The 14,372-nt window shown below is 66.0% G+C and carries 16 protein-coding genes and 1 tRNA gene; 9 read left to right on the forward strand and 8 right to left on the reverse strand.

From position 1 onward, the window contains the following. Window positions 1-68: 68 nt before the first annotated feature. The gene (locus BM297_RS05190; protein WP_092428987.1) at window positions 69-815 is read right to left on the reverse strand and encodes a spermidine synthase; all 747 of its coding nucleotides are present in this window, start codon (window positions 813-815) and stop codon (window positions 69-71) included. 142 nt (window positions 816-957) lie between these two features. Between BM297_RS05190 and BM297_RS05195 the strand changes: the two genes are divergently transcribed. Next, complete coding sequence (locus BM297_RS05195; protein WP_092428989.1) at window positions 958-2,304, forward strand: class II 3-deoxy-7-phosphoheptulonate synthase; 1,347 nt, start codon at window positions 958-960, stop codon at window positions 2,302-2,304. Between the two features lie 51 nt (window positions 2,305-2,355). Here the strand turns inward: BM297_RS05195 and BM297_RS05200 are convergent, their stop codons facing one another. Beyond that, window positions 2,356-2,577: a DUF1127 domain-containing protein gene (locus tag BM297_RS05200; protein ID WP_245768213.1), complete on the reverse strand. Its 222-nt coding sequence runs from the start codon at window positions 2,575-2,577 to the stop codon at window positions 2,356-2,358. Window positions 2,578-2,673: 96 nt separating this feature from the next. Between BM297_RS05200 and BM297_RS05205 the strand changes: the two genes are divergently transcribed. Beyond that, window positions 2,674-3,525 (forward strand): LysR substrate-binding domain-containing protein, encoded by an 852-nt coding sequence (locus BM297_RS05205; RefSeq protein WP_092428993.1) that lies wholly within the window; start codon window positions 2,674-2,676, stop codon window positions 3,523-3,525. Here the strand turns inward: BM297_RS05205 and BM297_RS05210 are convergent. Then, window positions 3,515-4,270, reverse strand: a complete 756-nt coding sequence (locus BM297_RS05210; RefSeq protein ID WP_092428995.1) for a sulfite exporter TauE/SafE family protein — start codon at window positions 4,268-4,270, stop codon at window positions 3,515-3,517. The two genes, BM297_RS05205 and BM297_RS05210, sit on opposite strands and share 11 nt — an antisense overlap. A gap of 98 nt (window positions 4,271-4,368) precedes the next feature. Here BM297_RS05210 and BM297_RS05215 point away from each other — a divergent pair, with 98 nt between their 5' ends. Next, window positions 4,369-5,322, forward strand: coding sequence for a LysR family transcriptional regulator (locus BM297_RS05215; RefSeq protein ID WP_092428997.1), 954 nt, complete (start codon window positions 4,369-4,371; stop codon window positions 5,320-5,322). A gap of 58 nt (window positions 5,323-5,380) precedes the next feature. Here BM297_RS05215 and efp read toward each other — a convergent pair whose 3' ends face one another. Next, window positions 5,381-5,953: an elongation factor P gene (gene efp / locus BM297_RS05220; protein WP_092428999.1), complete on the reverse strand. Its 573-nt coding sequence runs from the start codon at window positions 5,951-5,953 to the stop codon at window positions 5,381-5,383. A gap of 34 nt (window positions 5,954-5,987) precedes the next feature. Beyond that, window positions 5,988-7,133, reverse strand: coding sequence for an elongation factor P maturation arginine rhamnosyltransferase EarP (gene earP, locus BM297_RS05225; RefSeq protein ID WP_092429001.1), 1,146 nt, complete (start codon window positions 7,131-7,133; stop codon window positions 5,988-5,990). A gap of 169 nt (window positions 7,134-7,302) precedes the next feature. Between earP and BM297_RS05230 the strand changes: the two genes are divergently transcribed. From BM297_RS05230 to BM297_RS05240, 3 genes are all read left to right on the forward strand, one after another. Beyond that, a tRNA-Ser gene (locus BM297_RS05230) sits at window positions 7,303-7,392 on the forward strand. A 463-nt stretch (window positions 7,393-7,855) separates the two neighbouring features. Next, complete coding sequence (locus BM297_RS05235; RefSeq protein WP_090308277.1) at window positions 7,856-8,068, forward strand: cold-shock protein; 213 nt, start codon at window positions 7,856-7,858, stop codon at window positions 8,066-8,068. Between the two features lie 214 nt (window positions 8,069-8,282). Then, a complete protein-coding gene (locus tag BM297_RS05240) occupies window positions 8,283-8,705 on the forward strand; it encodes a DUF6306 domain-containing protein (RefSeq protein WP_092429003.1) in 423 nt (140 codons plus the stop codon). A 66-nt stretch (window positions 8,706-8,771) separates the two neighbouring features. On the opposite strand, the gene cysS is transcribed toward BM297_RS05240, so the two are convergent. Together cysS and BM297_RS05250 are read right to left on the reverse strand one after the other, a co-directional pair. Next, window positions 8,772-10,157 (reverse strand): cysteine--tRNA ligase, encoded by a 1,386-nt coding sequence (gene cysS, locus BM297_RS05245; RefSeq protein ID WP_092429005.1) that lies wholly within the window; start codon window positions 10,155-10,157, stop codon window positions 8,772-8,774. Further along, on the reverse strand, window positions 10,158-11,831 hold the full coding sequence (locus tag BM297_RS05250; protein ID WP_092429294.1) for a glutamine--tRNA ligase/YqeY domain fusion protein: 1,674 nt from the start codon (window positions 11,829-11,831) through the stop codon (window positions 10,158-10,160). Window positions 11,832-11,987: 156 nt separating this feature from the next. Here BM297_RS05250 and BM297_RS05255 point away from each other — a divergent pair, with 156 nt between their 5' ends. Both BM297_RS05255 and lpxH read left to right on the forward strand, forming a co-directional pair. After that, window positions 11,988-12,485: a peptidylprolyl isomerase gene (locus BM297_RS05255; RefSeq protein WP_092429007.1), complete on the forward strand. Its 498-nt coding sequence runs from the start codon at window positions 11,988-11,990 to the stop codon at window positions 12,483-12,485. 4 nt (window positions 12,486-12,489) lie between these two features. Further along, a complete protein-coding gene (gene lpxH / locus BM297_RS05260) occupies window positions 12,490-13,215 on the forward strand; it encodes a UDP-2,3-diacylglucosamine diphosphatase (protein ID WP_092429009.1) in 726 nt (241 codons plus the stop codon). Window positions 13,216-13,270: 55 nt separating this feature from the next. On the opposite strand, the gene BM297_RS21455 is transcribed toward lpxH, so the two are convergent. Next, window positions 13,271-13,549, reverse strand: a complete 279-nt coding sequence (locus tag BM297_RS21455; RefSeq protein WP_139231021.1) for a hypothetical protein — start codon at window positions 13,547-13,549, stop codon at window positions 13,271-13,273. Between the two features lie 63 nt (window positions 13,550-13,612). Between BM297_RS21455 and BM297_RS05265 the strand changes: the two genes are divergently transcribed. Then, a complete protein-coding gene (locus BM297_RS05265; RefSeq protein ID WP_092429011.1) occupies window positions 13,613-14,269 on the forward strand; it encodes a hypothetical protein in 657 nt (218 codons plus the stop codon). Window positions 14,270-14,372: the final 103 nt, after the last annotated feature.

The following is a 14,372-nucleotide window of genomic DNA, read 5'->3' on the forward strand; positions in this document are numbered from 1 at the left end:
AACGCAAAATACGTGCCGAGTCTCGCTGTTTTTGTCCCGCGCGTCTGGCAAAGCCCGCCACAGAGCACTCAGGTCGCCGGACGCAGCGCGCCGATGTACCCGCTCAGCGCGTAACCCAGCCGCGGCTCCAGAGCCTCGGCGCGCTGGCGCAGACGCTCGGTATCCAGCACCTGCTCGCCGTCGGCCGGCACATAGAGGATGACGTTGCCCTCGGTGACCGGGCACTCCCAGTAGCTGTGCCGGAACAGCCCGCGCAGCAGGGGCGCGCCCAGCGGCTTGCCGTCGGTGGCGCTCCACTGGTTGATCACCAGCCAGCCGCCCGGGCGCAGCTGCGCGCGACAGGCCTCGAGGAAGCCCCAGGCGATGTGCGCCGGCGCCGGCCCGGTGTCGGTATACAGGTCGAGATAGATCAGGTCGGCCGGCGCACACTCGGCCAGCCGGGTGCAGGCATCGCCGATGTGGATGGTCAGCCGCGGATCGTCGGCCAGGCCGAGAAACTCGCGGGCCAGCTGCGGCACTGCCGGACGCAGCTCGACCGCCTCGACCGCCTCCGCGACCAGGAACTTCAGGCAGGCCTGGGTCAGATTGCCACCGCCCAGGCCGAGAAACAGCACGCGCTCGGCGCGCTCGGGCAGCAGCGCACCGAGCAGCATGGCACGGGTGTAGTCGTACTCCAGCCAGGCCGGATCGGGGACATAGGTGCAGCTCTGCTCGACTTCGTCGCCGAACTCGAGAAAGCGGTAGTCGCCCGACTCCACCACGCGGATCACTCCGTAGTCGTCGTGCACCTCGGCCAGCTGCTGGTAGTTGCTCATGTTGCCTCTCCGGAAAACTGCCCGGCATCCTAGCAGACCGCGCGCCCGGACGATGCATTGGCTCTATCGCGGCCATCGCCCCGAGGGACGGATCGATCAGTTACCATAGCCGCATATAGTCAGCCGCAAGCCGAGTAGCCCGATGAGCCAGACCTGGAGCCCCGACAGCTGGAGAAGCAAGCCTATCCAGCAGCAACCCGTTTACCCCGACGCCGCGCATCTGGCGAGCGTGGAGCGGACCCTGGCCGGCTATCCGCCGCTGGTGTTCGCCGGCGAGGCCCGCGAGCTGCGCCGGCAGTTCTCCGAGGTGACCCAGGGCCGCGCCTTCCTGCTGCAGGGCGGCGACTGCGCCGAGAGCTTCGCCGAGTTCTCCGCCGGCAAGATCCGCGACACCTTCAAGGTGCTGCTGCAGATGGCCATCGCCATGACCTTCGCCGCCGGCTGCCCGGTGGTCAAGGTCGGACGCATGGCCGGCCAGTTCGCCAAGCCACGCTCCTCCGGCGAGGAAACCCTCGGCGGCGTGACCCTGCCCGCCTACCGCGGCGACATCGTCAACGGCATCGGCTTCGACGCGAAGAGCCGCATCCCGGATCCGGAGCGTCTGCTACAGGCCTATCACCAGTCCACCGCCAGCCTCAACCTGCTGCGCGCCTTCGCCCAGGGCGGCTTTGCCGACCTGCATCAGGTGCACCAGTGGAACCTCGACTTCATCGCCAGCTCCGAGCTGACCGAGAAGTACGGCCAGCTGGCCAACCGCATCGACGAGACCCTGGCGTTCATGCGCGCCTGCGGCCTGGAGAACGCCCCGCAGTTGCGCGAAACCAGCTTCTTCACCGCCCACGAGGCGCTGCTGCTCAACTATGAGCAGGCCTTCGTGCGCAAGGACAGCCTGACCGGCGACTGGTACGACTGCTCAGCGCACATGCTGTGGATCGGCGACCGCACCCGCCAGCTGGATGGCGCCCACGTCGAGTTCCTGCGCGGCGTCGGCAATCCGATCGGCGTCAAGGTCGGCCCGAGCATGGACAGCGACGAGCTGATCCGCCTGATCGACATACTCAACCCGGACAACGATCCGGGCCGCCTCAACCTGATCGTGCGCATGGGCGCCGACAAGGTCGAGCAGCACCTGCCGCGCCTGATCCGCGCGGTCGAGGATGAGGGTCGCCTGGTGCTGTGGAGCTCGGACCCGATGCACGGCAACACCATCAAGGCCAGCAGCGGCTACAAGACCCGCGACTTCGCCCAGGTGCTCGCCGAGGTGAAGCAGTTCTTCCAGGTCCACCAGGCCGAGGGCAGCTACCCGGGCGGCATCCATATCGAGATGACCGGGCAGAACGTCACCGAGTGCATCGGCGGCACCCGCCCGATCACCGAGGCCGGCCTCTCCGACCGCTACCACACCCACTGCGACCCGCGCCTCAACGCCGACCAGTCGCTGGAGCTGGCGTTCCTGATCGCCGAAACCCTCAAGCAGGTGCGGCGCTGAGCGCCCGCCCCGTCAGCACCGCGCAAGGGGTACGTTGACGGGGCGATGCCTTCAGCGGTCATCCCAGAACGGCCGATGGCTTTCCGTCCAGATATCGGCACGACCGAGGCCGATATCCTTGAGCGTCGCGTCGCTCAGCATCGCGAGCTGGCGGCGCTGACGCGCCAGCTGCCGCCAGCGCCGCACTTTTTGCCACACCCGCCGCCACCACGCCGGCCGCCTCTCTTCCAGTCCTTGCCGCTCGCTCCTCACCAGCTTTACTTGCCCTTTCATCGTCGGACCCTCCACCGCTTGTGGATTCAGTCTCGGCGCGGGATTACGATCAATCCAACGAATACTTGTTATGCATCGCATCTCGGAGATTGATGAATGAGCTATTCGAGCATCGACAGCGAGCTGCTGCGCACCTTCGTCGCCATCGCCGACCACGGCGGCTTCACCCGCGCGGCCGAGTTCGTCAACCGTACCCAGTCGGCAGTGAGCATGCAGATGAAACGCCTGGAGGAAGACGTGCTGCAGCGCAGGCTGTTCGAGCGCGACGGCCGCCAGGTACAGCTGACGGCGGAAGGCCAGGTGCTGCTGGGCTACGCGCGGCGCATCCTCAAGCTGCATGGCGAGCTGCTCGCCACCCTGCGCGAGCCGCACATGGTCGGCGCGGTACGCATCGGCACCCCGGACGACTACGTGATGCGCTTCCTGCCGGGCATCCTCTCGCGCTTCGCCCAGAGCCACCCACTGGTGCAGGTGGAGGTGCACTGCGAACCGTCGTATCAGCTGCTGCAGCGCCAGGATCTCGACTTCAGCATTGTCACCCGCGAACCAGGCAGCGAGATCGGCCAGTTGCTGCGCCAGGAACGCTTCGTCTGGGCCGAGGCCCGCGGCTTCAGCCCGCACGAACAGACGCCGATGCCGCTGGCGATGTTCAACAGCGGCTGCTTCTGCCGCGCCTGGGCGTGCAATGCCCTGGATGCCCTGGGACACCCCTACCGCATCGCCTACAGCAGCCCCAGCCTCGCGGCGATCCTGGCGATAGTCAGCGCCGGCCTGGCGGTCACCGCCCAACTGCAGAGCCTGCTCACCCCGGATTTGCGCATCCTCGGCGAGGCCGAGGGCCTGCCGCCACTACCGGCCACCAGCATTGTGCTGCTGCGCCGGCCAGGCTCGGGGTCTCCCGTCACCGACGCCCTCGCCGAGTACATCGCCGAGGGCTTCAGGCTTTGAAGCCGAGCAGCCCGGCGCAGAGCAGCAGGAACAGGGTGAACAGTACCCGCAGCAGGCGTTGCGGCAGGGCATGGGCCAAGCGGACGCCCCAGCCGATGCTGAGCAGGCCGCCGATGGCCAACGGGAGCCCAGTCGCCCAGTCGACCTGGCCGTGCATGCCGTAAGTCGCCAGCGCCACCGCCGTGCTCGGCGCCGCCAGCGCCAGCGCCAGGCCCTGGGCCACCACCTGGCTAACGCCAAACACCAAGGTCAGGATCGGTGTGGCCACTACCGCGCCGCCCACTCCGAACAACCCGCCGACCAGCCCGGAACCGCCACCGAGCACGCCCAGCCACGGCCAGGGGCGTCCCAGCTCGCTGCTTGCGCTGCCGGCGCGCAGGAACGCCTGGATCAGGTTCCACGCAGCCAGCGCCAGCAGGAAGCCGACGAAGCCGCGGCGCATCGCCTCGGCGTCCAGCCCTACCGCGACCGCGGCACCAACCCAGGCCAGCGCAAACGAGGACAGCCCGAGCAGCAGCGCATGCCGCCAGTCGATGCGGTTGCGCTGGTGGTAGCGCCACAGCGCCAGCAACACGTTGGGCACCACCATCACCAGCGCCGTGCCCTGGGCCAGCTGCTGGTCCAGGCCGAACAATAGACCCAGCGCCGGGATGGCCAGCAGGCCGCCACCGATGCCGAACAGCCCACCCAGGGCGCCGAGCAGCAGGCCGAGGGCGATATCGAGGAAAAACTGCAGCAGGGTCATAACACCTCCGGAAAAGGCAGATGCTACGCAGGCACGGCTATCCGCGAAACGCATAGCCATGCACAATGGCTGTGCCAATCCTGCAAAGCAGTCTCGCAATGAACCCGGACGCCCTGACCAGCCAGCTCGACCTGTTCCTCGACGTACTGGCCTGCGGCAGCTTCTCGGCCGCCGCTCGCCGCCAGCAGCTCACCCCCTCGGCGGTGGCGCGGCGCATCGACGCCCTGGAACAGGCCCTTGGCAGCACGCTGTTCCAGCGCAGCACCCACGCGGTCAAGGCCACCCCGGCCGGCCTGGCCTTCGCCGAGCGTGCCCGGCGCATCCTCGACGAGTTGCGCCTGGCCCGCGCCGAGGCGGTATCACTGAGTAGCGCACCGGAAGGGCTGATTCGCATCGACGCGCCGGCGCCGTTCGGCCGCCGTCACCTGGCACCCGCCATCGCCGAATTCCTGGCTGCCTACCCGGGCCTGGACGTGCAACTGCGCCTGATCGACAGCTTCGTCGACCCGCAGGGCGAGCACCTGGGCCAGGTCGATCTGGTCCTGCGCATCGGCCCACTGGCCGACACCCGCCTGGTCGCCACATCGCTGGCGCCCATGCGCCGCATCGCCTGCGCCAGCCCGGACTACCTCAAGCGTCGCGGCACACCCACCGATCCGCGCCAGCTACGCGAACACGACGGCCTCGACTGGGATGCCCTGGCGCCGCCGCATGCCTGGCGCTTTACCCTCGACGGCCAGAGCCGATCGATCCGCCCAGGCCGCCTGCGCATGACCGCCAACAATGCGGAAGCGCTGCTGTCCGCCGCCCTCGCCGGCCTCGGCATCGCCCACCTGCCGACCTGGCTGATCAGCGACTACCTGCTGCGCGGCGAACTGGTGCCGCTGTTCTGCGACGACGGCTTGCCGCCGGCAGAACCCAGCGGCATCTATGCCCTGCGCCTGCAGCAGGCCAACTCATCGCGCACCCGCCTGCTGCTGGAGTTCCTGAAAAACCGCTTCGGCCCCGTGCCGCCCTGGGACCTGGCCCTGCAGGCCGACTTAGGCAAATAGACCCGCAGAAACGCAAGAGCCCGGCGCTAGGCCGGGCTCTTGTGCACTCGCGTCAGACTCAGGCCGGAGCCTGGGTACGACCCTTGTAGGAGCCGTCGCGGGTGTCGATTTCGATCCAGTCGTCGATGTTCACGAAATCAGCCACTTTGACTTCGGTGCCGTTGCGCAGCTTGGCCGGCTTCATCACCTTGCCGCTGGTGTCGCCACGGGCGGCGGTTTCGGTGTAGACAACCTGACGCACGATGGTGGTCGGCAGGTCGACGGAGATCACCTTGCCTTCGAAGAACACGGCTTCGCAGACGTCGGTCATGCCTTCTTCGATGAACGGCAGAACGCTTTCCAGATCTTCCGCACGCAGTTCGTAGGAGTTGTACTCCGGATCCATGAACACGTAGTCGTCGCCGCTGATGTAGGACAGGGTCACTTCCTTGCGATCAAGGATGACTGGCTCCATCTTGTCGTCGGCCTTGTAAACGGTTTCAGTCTTGGAACCGTTGATCAGGTTCTTCAGCTTCATCTTGACGATGGCGCTGTTACGACCGGACTTGGTGAACTCAGCTTTCTGAATCAGCCACGGATGGCCGTCGATCAGGGCTACGCTGTTGGCCTTCATTTCTTGTGCGGTTTTCATGCGAAATATCCGGATTTGACTGGAGGTACAAGATCTAAGCCGCGCATGATAGCGAATTTTGGTAAAACTGTTCCAGCGCCGCAGCAAGATCAGGACGGGAGGCCTGCTCCGCGCACCATTTTTCCGCATGCTCCCGCCACTCCGGCCAGTGCGGTCGCGCCGCCGCCCAGGCCGCCCCCATCCCCGTCCCGGCATTCCAGGCCCGCCACAACTCATGCACAGCCTGCGCCGCCGCAGACGACAAGCCCTGCAGATAGAGCGCCAGGAATGCGTCCAGCTTGTCCCAATGGGCGCCCTCTTCCTGCGGATAGATGTGCCAGAGCAACGGCCGGCCGGCCCACTGCGCGCGCACGAAGGAGTCCTCGCCGCGCACCGCGTTGAAATCGCAGCACCACAACAGGCGGTCGTAGTCATCCTGGGAGACGAACGGCAGCACCTGCACCTGCAGATTGCCGCGCCGCGCAACGAAGCCCGGTTGCAGATCGCCAGCCTCGCCCAGCCACTGGCGCAGATCGCCGAGAATGCGCCCGCGCGGCACCAGCAGCTGGGTCGCCTGCGGATCGGCGGCCAGCGCATCCAGCCACTCGCCCAGGCCGGGATTCTCGTAGGCGAACAGCGAGATCAGGCGCGCCCCGTCCAGCGAGGTGACGTCGAGACCGGCGAGAAACGCCCGCCGCGCCGCCGCATCAGCCTGGAACGCCTGCCGCTGCGCCAGCAACTCGCGCTCACGCAGCACGCCGCCGGTCCCGGCAACGAAGCCGGGAAAGAAAAAGTACTTCTGCAAGCCCTGCCCTTGGGGCGATGGCAGGCCGTGGCAACCGACCACCCAGGCTTCGGCGCTGAGATATTCCAGATTCAGCCACAACGGCTGCCGCGCGGCGGCGCGCATCGCCGCCACCTGGGCCTCAGGCAGCGTGCAGCCGAAGGCCTCGATCACCACGTCGGCCAGCGTCTCGGACTGCCAGTCCGCCGTCCAGTGACAGACCTCCACGCCCGCCAGCTGCTGGCGCTCGAGACGAGCATCGGCTTGGGGGCAGAGCGCAACAAAGGCCGCCGGCTCGTCGACCCACAGGCGCACCCGATGGCCATGCTCGGCAGCCAGCTGGCGGGCCAGCCGCCAGGTCACCCCGATGTCGCCGTAGTTGTCCACTACACTGCAGAAAATGTCCCAGCTCGCCACGCCTCTCTCCTTCGCTCGACCGGCGCGCAGTCTAGCAGGCACGCGGCTGCCACCAGAACGCCGCCCCAGCCCTAAGCCAATGAAAAGTTTGAAAAAACCTTTGCATTCGGAAAAGGCTTCGACTACATTGTGCGCCGTCGACAGGGCACACCCCTTGCGACGCAAATATGGTGAGGTGTCCGAGCGGTTGAAGGAGCACGCCTGGAAAGTGTGTATACGGGAAACCGTATCGTGGGTTCGAATCCCACCCTCACCGCCATATTTAGACAAACCCCTGAATCTTCACCGGTTCAGGGGTTTTTCGTTGGTGCCGCCAACGACCCCCAGGGCAATGCGCCTGACGGCCGCCCAGCAAAGCATTCGTTCAGCCCCACCCCACAAGCTCCCGCCCTTTTCTGGGCAAGTAGCCGACATCGCCCGCACCCGCGCCTGCAGCATCTTTCAAGCTCCAGCCGACGCCGACACGCCTCTGCCGCGGATCAGGCCTTGCCGAAAACACCCCGGCGCGCGCAGGAAGAAAATCAAAATAAACCTGTACTCCCCGGGAAAACAGTGTAAGGTGGCGTCGCTGTGCTGCAATTGTCACCGTGATTCGCGACTTGGTGTTCTGATTTCGATCGTTTCATCTCCTCGGCTCCACTTGCTCTCGCAACTCAGTAGCGACTCTGGTCATTCATTCTGACCGCCAGAGTCACCCTACCCTTACACCCTGGAGATACACCATGTCCAATCGCCAAACCGGTACCGTCAAGTGGTTCAACGATGAAAAAGGCTTCGGCTTCATCACCCCGGCTGACGGCAGCGCTGACCTGTTCGTTCACTTCCGCGCCATTCAGAGCGACGGCTTCAAGAGCCTGTCCGAAGGCCAGAAGGTAAGCTTCGTTGCAGCCAAAGGCCAGAAAGGCATGCAGGCTGAAGAAGTACGCGTAGACTAAGGTCAAGCGTATTTAAAAAGAGCCCCGCAATGCGGGGCTTTTTTGTGCCTGCAATTTGCCTCCCAAGCCCCGATCGACCCGCCGCACCCCTTGCCCCCCTCCCCCGCAGCCGCCGCGAGCACGCAAAGCCCGCCGCCGCAGCAAACCGGCTACTCTGTCCGGCAGGACACGCCGCCCAACCCCGGCGCCCCAGCCAGACCCCAGGAGCCCCGCCATGAATGACTCAGCCAACCGAACCTATAGCGCCGAAGACGAGGCCGCGCTGCTGCAGACCCTGCTCAGCGCCGAACGTGCCGGCGCCAAGGTCGCTGGCGAAAGCCTGCGCCAGGCCAGCGACCCGAAACAGCGCGAGCTGCTCCAGCAGGTCCTCAAGGGCGAAGGCGACAGCTGCCTGCATCTGCTCAATTGCCTGCGCCACCTGGGCCTGGAGCCCAACCGCGAAACCGGCGCCTTCTACGCCAAGGCCATGGCCATCGAGTCGCTGGAGGAACGCCTGCTATTCGTCGACAGGGGCCAGCAATGGGTGATCCGCAAGCTGCGCGAATACCTGCCGGATTGCGACGACGCGCTGATCCGCCGCGAGCTGGAGCAGATGCTGCGGATTCATGAAGTGAACAGCGCGGCAGCTCAAGGCTGAGGCCGATTCCCGCGACAAACGAAAAGGGCCGCCTCACGGCAGCCCCTTTCGGCACAGCGGATCGACTTACTCGGCCAGGCGCCAGGTGGTGCCGCCCTTGCCGTCCTCCAGCACCACGCCCATGGCGGTGAGCTGGTCGCGGATCCGATCGCTTTCGGCCCAGTTCTTCTCGGCGCGCGCCTGCAGGCGCGCGGCGATCAGCGCCTCGACCTCGGCGGCGTCGACCTTGCCCGCGGCACCGGCCTGCAGGAAGGCCTCCGGCTCGAGCTGCAGCACGCCGAGCACGCCGGCCAGATCCTTGAGGCGCGCGGCCAGCGCGGCGGCGGCGGCGAGATCCGACTCCCGCAGGCGGTTGACCTCGCGGACCATCTCGAACAGCACCGCGCAGGCTTCCGGCGAGTTGAAGTCGTCGTCCATCGCCGCGCCGAAGCGCGCGACGAACTCCTCGCCACCGGCAGGCGCCGCCTCGGGCAGGCCCTTGAGGCCGTTGTAGAAGCGCTCCAGCGCGCCCTTGGCCTCGCGCAGGCTGTCCTCGGAGTAGTTGATCGGGCTGCGGTAGTGGCTGGACACCAGCAGGTAGCGCACCACCTCGGGGTGGTACTTCTCCAGCACCTCGCGGATGGTGAAGAAGTTGCCGAGACTCTTGGACATCTTCTCGCCGTCGACGCGCACCGCGCCGGCGTGCATCCAGGCGTTGGCGTACAGCTTGCCGGTGGCCGCCTCGCTCTGCGCGATCTCGTTCTCGTGGTGCGGGAACACCAGGTCCGGGCCGCCGCCGTGGATGTCGAAGGTCTCGCCCAGGCAGCAGGTGGACATCACCGAGCACTCGATGTGCCAGCCCGGACGCCCCGGACCCCACGGCGATTCCCAGCTCGGCTCGCCCGGCTTGGCGCCCTTCCACAGCACGAAGTCGAGCGGATCTTCCTTCGCCTCGTCGACCTCGATGCGCGCGCCGATCTTCAGGTCCTCGATCTTGCGCCTTGAGAGCTTGCCGTAGCCCTCGAACTTGCCGACCCGGTAGTAGACGTCGCCGTTGCCCGGAGCGTAGGCGAAGCCCTTGTCGATCAGGGTCTGGATCATCGCGTGCATGCCGGCGATGTGGTCGGTGGCGCGCGGCTCGAGGTCCGGGCGCAGCACGTTGAGGCGCGCCTCGTCCTCGTGCATGGCGGCGATCATGCGCCCAACCAGATCCTGGAACGACTCGCCGTTCTCGTTGGCGCGCTTGATGATCTTGTCGTCGATGTCGGTGATGTTGCGCACGTAGGTCAGTTCATAGCCGCGATGGCGCAGCCAGCGGGCGACCACGTCGAACGCCACCATCACCCGCGCATGGCCGATGTGGCAGAAGTCGTAGACAGTCATGCCGCACACGTACATGCGCACCTTGTTGCCTTCCAGAGGCTTGAATTCGTCCTTGCTCTTGGACAGGGTGCTGTAGATGGAAAGCGTCATTTACTGCCCCCAGGAATCGCGCAGGGTGACGGTACGGTTGAACACCGGGGCACCGGGCTTGGAGTCCTTCAGGTCGGCGCAGAAGTAGCCTTCGCGCTCGAACTGGAAGCGCTCTTCCGGCTGCGCATTGGCCAGCGACGGCTCGGCGCGGCAGCCCTTGAGCACCACCAGGGATTCCGGGTTGATGTTGTCGAGGAAGCTGCCGCCCTCCTCGTCGCTCTTCTCCGGATTGGCGGACTTGAACAGACGGTCGTACAGACGCACTTCGCACTCGACGCTCCCGGCCGCCGGCACCCAGTGGATCACGCCCTTGACCTTGCGGCCTTCCGGGTTCTTGCCGAGGGTGTTCTCGTCGTAGCTGCAGCGCAGTTCGACGATGTTGCCGGCTGCGTCCTTGATCGCCTCGTCGGCGCGAATCACGTAGCTGCCGCGCAGGCGCACTTCGCCGCCGGGAATCAGGCGCTTGTAGCCGGCCGGGGGGACTTCCTCGAAGTCGCTGGCGTCGATGTAGATCTCGCGGGAGAACGGCAGTACGCGCACGCCCATGTCCTGCTTGGGATGGCGCGGCAGCTCGAGTTTCTCGACCTGGCCTTCGGGGTAGTTGGTGATCACCACCTTCAGCGGCTTGAGCACGCACATGGCGCGCGAAGCGTTGGCGTCGAGGTCCTCGCGAATGGCGAACTCGAGCATGCCGATGTCGACCACGCCGCCGGCGCGGTTGACGCCGATCAGATCGCAGAAGTGGCGGATCGAGCCCGGGGTGTAGCCGCGGCGGCGGTAGCCGCTCAGGGTCGACATGCGTGGGTCGTCCCAGCCATGCACATGATTCTCATCGACCAGCTGCTTGAGCTTGCGCTTGCTGGTGATGGTGTAGTTCAGGTTGAGGCGGGCGAACTCGTACTGGCGCGGCTGGGCCGGCACCGGCAGGTTGGCCAGGAACCACTCGTACAGCGGGCGGTGATCCTCGAACTCCAGGGTGCAGATCGAGTGGGTGATGCCCTCGATGGCGTCCGACTGGCCGTGGGTGAAGTCGTAGCTCGGATAGATGCACCACTTGTCGCCGGTCTGGTGGTGATGGGCGTGGCGGATGCGATAGAGGATCGGGTCGCGCAGGTTCATGTTCGGCGAGGCCATGTCGATCTTCGCCCGCAGCGCGCGGGCGCCGTCGGGGAATTCGCCGGCCTTCATGCGCGCGAACAGGTCGAGGTTCTCCGCCACCGAGCGCTCGCGGAACGGGCTGTTCTTGCCCGGCTCGGTCAGGCTGCCGCGGTAGGCGCGCGCCTCTTCCGGCGACAGGTCGCAGACGTAGGCCTTGCCGGCCTCGATCAGGTGCACGGCCCAGGCGTACAGCTGGTCGAAGTAGTTGGAGGCGTAGCGCTCCTCGCCGGCCCACTGGAAGCCCAGCCACTGCACGTCCGCCTTGATCGCGTCGATGTATTCCTGGTCTTCCTTGGCCGGGTTGGTGTCGTCGAAGCGCAGGTTGCACTCGCCGCCGAATTCCTTGGCCAGGCCGAAGTTCAGGCAGATCGACTTGGCGTGGCCGATGTGCAGGTAGCCGTTGGGCTCCGGCGGGAAGCGGGTGATGATCTTGGCGTGCTTGCCGGCTTCCAGGTCGGCCTGGACGATCGGACGGAGGAAGTTCGCGGCAGCGGCGGAAGTCTCGGGCTTGCTCATGGGATCCTTGAACATGTCGGCGCCGGTCAGGGTAGGCCGGCCAATGCAAAGCGCTTATGATAGCGAACCCGTCAAGCCCCTGACAGATATCCGGCGGCAACAACGCCGGCTTGAAGCCGTCCGGGCACTCTTCACCTACAAAGCGGAACCCTATTCATGATCAAGCTGCACACCAACCACGGCGTCATCACCCTGCAACTGTTCGCCGACAAGGCCCCGGAAACCGCGGCCAACTTCGAGCAGTACGTGAAGGAAGGCCACTACGACAACACCATCTTCCACCGCGTGATCGGCAACTTCATGATCCAGGGCGGTGGTTTCGAGCCGGGCATGAAGCAGAAGCCGACCCGCGCACCGATCAAGAACGAGGCCAACAACGGCCTGTCCAACAAGGTCGGCACCGTCGCCATGGCCCGTACCATGGATCCGCACTCGGCCAGCGCGCAGTTCTTCATCAACGTGTCCGACAACAGCTTCCTCGACCACACCGCGCCGACCACCCAGGGCTGGGGCTACGCCGTATTCGGCGAAGTGGTCGGGGGCATGGACGTGGTCGAGAAGATCAAGGCCGTGGCCACCGGCAACCGCATGGGCCACGGCGATGTGCCGCTGGACGACGTGATCATCGAGAAGGCCGAAGTCGTCGCCGAGTGATTCGATGAGCGTCCTGTTCATCGCGGACCTGCATCTCGAAGTGGAACGCCCGGACATCACCCGGGCGTTTCTGCATTTCCTGCAGACCCGCGCCAGCCGCGCCGAAGCACTGTACATCCTCGGCGACTTCTTCGAGGTGTGGGTCGGCGACGACGCCATGGATGAATTCCAGCGCGCCATCGCCCAGGCCCTGCGCCAGCTGGCGGACCGCGGCACGCGCATCTTCCTGATGCACGGCAATCGCGACTTCATGCTCGGTCAGGGCTTCTGCCGCGAAGCCGGCTGCACCCTGCTCAGGGAAGGCAGCGTGATCGAGCTGAACGGAGAGCCGGTGCTGCTGCTGCACGGCGACAGCCTGTGCACCCGCGACGAGAGCTACCAGCGCCTGCGCAAGCGTCTGCGCAACCCGTTCTCGCTGTGGCTGCTGCGCAACCTGCCACTCAGCACCCGCCACAAGCTGGCGCGCAAGCTGCGCGACGCCAGCCGCATGCGCACCCGCGAGAAGGCCGCCGAGATCATCGACGTCACCCCCGAGGTGGTGCCGCAGGTGATGGCCGAGCGCGGCGTGCGCACCCTGATCCACGGCCACACCCACCGCCCCGCCGTGCACAAGCTGCTGGTCGACGGCCAGAGTGCACAGCGCATCGTCCTCGGCGACTGGGACCGGCAGGGCTGGGCGCTGGAAGTGGACGCCCAGGGCTACCACCTGGCTCCCTTTCCCCTGGGCTGAGCCCCGTCCCAGAGCAGTTCTGGCGTCCGCGCAAGGCAGGCGCCACACCCATCAATTAATGATTAATGCAAGCATAAATCATTCCATTCGTCGCCTTTTGGCGAATTTCTGCGAACCATTTCACAAAATTTTCACTCTCATTTTTCGCTGCCTTCACGGCAGTGCGGCGCAGCGCTCCTCCCCGCACCTGCCGCAACAGCACCACCTCGGATACAGAGAGGATCGATCCAAACACCGCGGGACAACGATGCCCCGCCAGCAGAACTGGGCAAGGCGACCCATCTGAAGCCGCAGCGTGCGGCGAGCGCCCTGCCGATGCATCCACCAGGAACAAGGACCTCCGCTCAATCACTCGCAAGTGCCCTTGGGCACCGGAACAAGAAACAGAGAGGCAACCATGGAACTGAGCAACATCCTTCAAACATTCATGCAGCAGGAAGCCGCCGTCGAACTGACGCGCATGGGCATCGTCTATGTCCACCTGATCGCCTGCTGCGTGGCCGTCGGCCTGATCCTGACCAGCGACGTGGCCCTGGTGCGCAACCTGCTGCGCGGCGGCGCGCCGGAGCCCGAGCAGGCCCACCACCTCGAGCACCTGAAGAAGAGCGTGTCGCTCGCCCTGATCGTGCTGTGGGTCAGCGGCATCGGCATCGTCGGCCTCGACTACGCAGGCAAGGGCATGGAGTACTTCCTCAATCCCAAGCTGCAGGCCAAGGTGACCATCGTCACCCTGCTGACCCTCAACGGCTTCCTGCTGCACGGCACCATCCTGCCCGCCCTGCAGAAGGCCGGCTCGCTGCTGCAGCTGACGCCGAACCTGCGCACCCTGGCACTGTTCGCCGGCTCAGTCTCCGCGGTGTCCTGGTTCTACGCCGCCATGCTCGGCATCGGCCGCCCGCTGGCGTGGAAGTACTCGCTGGTCGAACTGATGGCCGCCTACCCCCTGCTCATCATCGCCGGCTTCCTCGCCATGCAACTGCTGTGCAGCTGGGCCGAGCGCCGCAACCAGCACCAAGGCGACTGGCACGCCGGCACGTTCGCCGTGGCGCGCTGAATACCCCGGACAGGGACGTCCGCCGCCTTCCTCCCCTCCTTCCCGCTTCTCGCCCCGACCGCCTGGCGCCACGACCCGGCCAACCCCGCCATCCTGAACTAGT

This window comes from Geopseudomonas sagittaria (assembly GCF_900115715.1).
Classification (GTDB): domain Bacteria; phylum Pseudomonadota; class Gammaproteobacteria; order Pseudomonadales; family Pseudomonadaceae; genus Geopseudomonas; species Geopseudomonas sagittaria.

Excerpts from the sequence above, each read along its gene's own strand:
- BM297_RS05190 (WP_092428987.1), bottom strand. The coding sequence starts at position 815 with ATGAGCAACTACCAGCAGCTGGCCGAGGTGCACGACGACTACGGAGTG.
- BM297_RS05195 (WP_092428989.1), top strand. The coding sequence starts at position 958 with ATGAGCCAGACCTGGAGCCCCGACAGCTGGAGAAGCAAGCCTATCCAG.
- BM297_RS05200 (WP_245768213.1), bottom strand. The coding sequence starts at position 2,577 with ATGAAAGGGCAAGTAAAGCTGGTGAGGAGCGAGCGGCAAGGACTGGAA.
- BM297_RS05205 (WP_092428993.1), top strand. The coding sequence starts at position 2,674 with ATGAGCTATTCGAGCATCGACAGCGAGCTGCTGCGCACCTTCGTCGCC.
- BM297_RS05210 (WP_092428995.1), bottom strand. The coding sequence starts at position 4,270 with ATGACCCTGCTGCAGTTTTTCCTCGATATCGCCCTCGGCCTGCTGCTC.
- BM297_RS05215 (WP_092428997.1), top strand. The coding sequence starts at position 4,369 with ATGAACCCGGACGCCCTGACCAGCCAGCTCGACCTGTTCCTCGACGTA.
- efp (WP_092428999.1), bottom strand. The coding sequence starts at position 5,953 with ATGAAAACCGCACAAGAAATGAAGGCCAACAGCGTAGCCCTGATCGAC.
- BM297_RS05235 (WP_090308277.1), top strand. The coding sequence starts at position 7,856 with ATGTCCAATCGCCAAACCGGTACCGTCAAGTGGTTCAACGATGAAAAA.
- BM297_RS05240 (WP_092429003.1), top strand. The coding sequence starts at position 8,283 with ATGAATGACTCAGCCAACCGAACCTATAGCGCCGAAGACGAGGCCGCG.
- cysS (WP_092429005.1), bottom strand. The coding sequence starts at position 10,157 with ATGACGCTTTCCATCTACAGCACCCTGTCCAAGAGCAAGGACGAATTC.
- BM297_RS05250 (WP_092429294.1), bottom strand. The coding sequence starts at position 11,831 with ATGAGCAAGCCCGAGACTTCCGCCGCTGCCGCGAACTTCCTCCGTCCG.
- BM297_RS05255 (WP_092429007.1), top strand. The coding sequence starts at position 11,988 with ATGATCAAGCTGCACACCAACCACGGCGTCATCACCCTGCAACTGTTC.
- lpxH (WP_092429009.1), top strand. The coding sequence starts at position 12,490 with ATGAGCGTCCTGTTCATCGCGGACCTGCATCTCGAAGTGGAACGCCCG.
- BM297_RS05265 (WP_092429011.1), top strand. The coding sequence starts at position 13,613 with ATGGAACTGAGCAACATCCTTCAAACATTCATGCAGCAGGAAGCCGCC.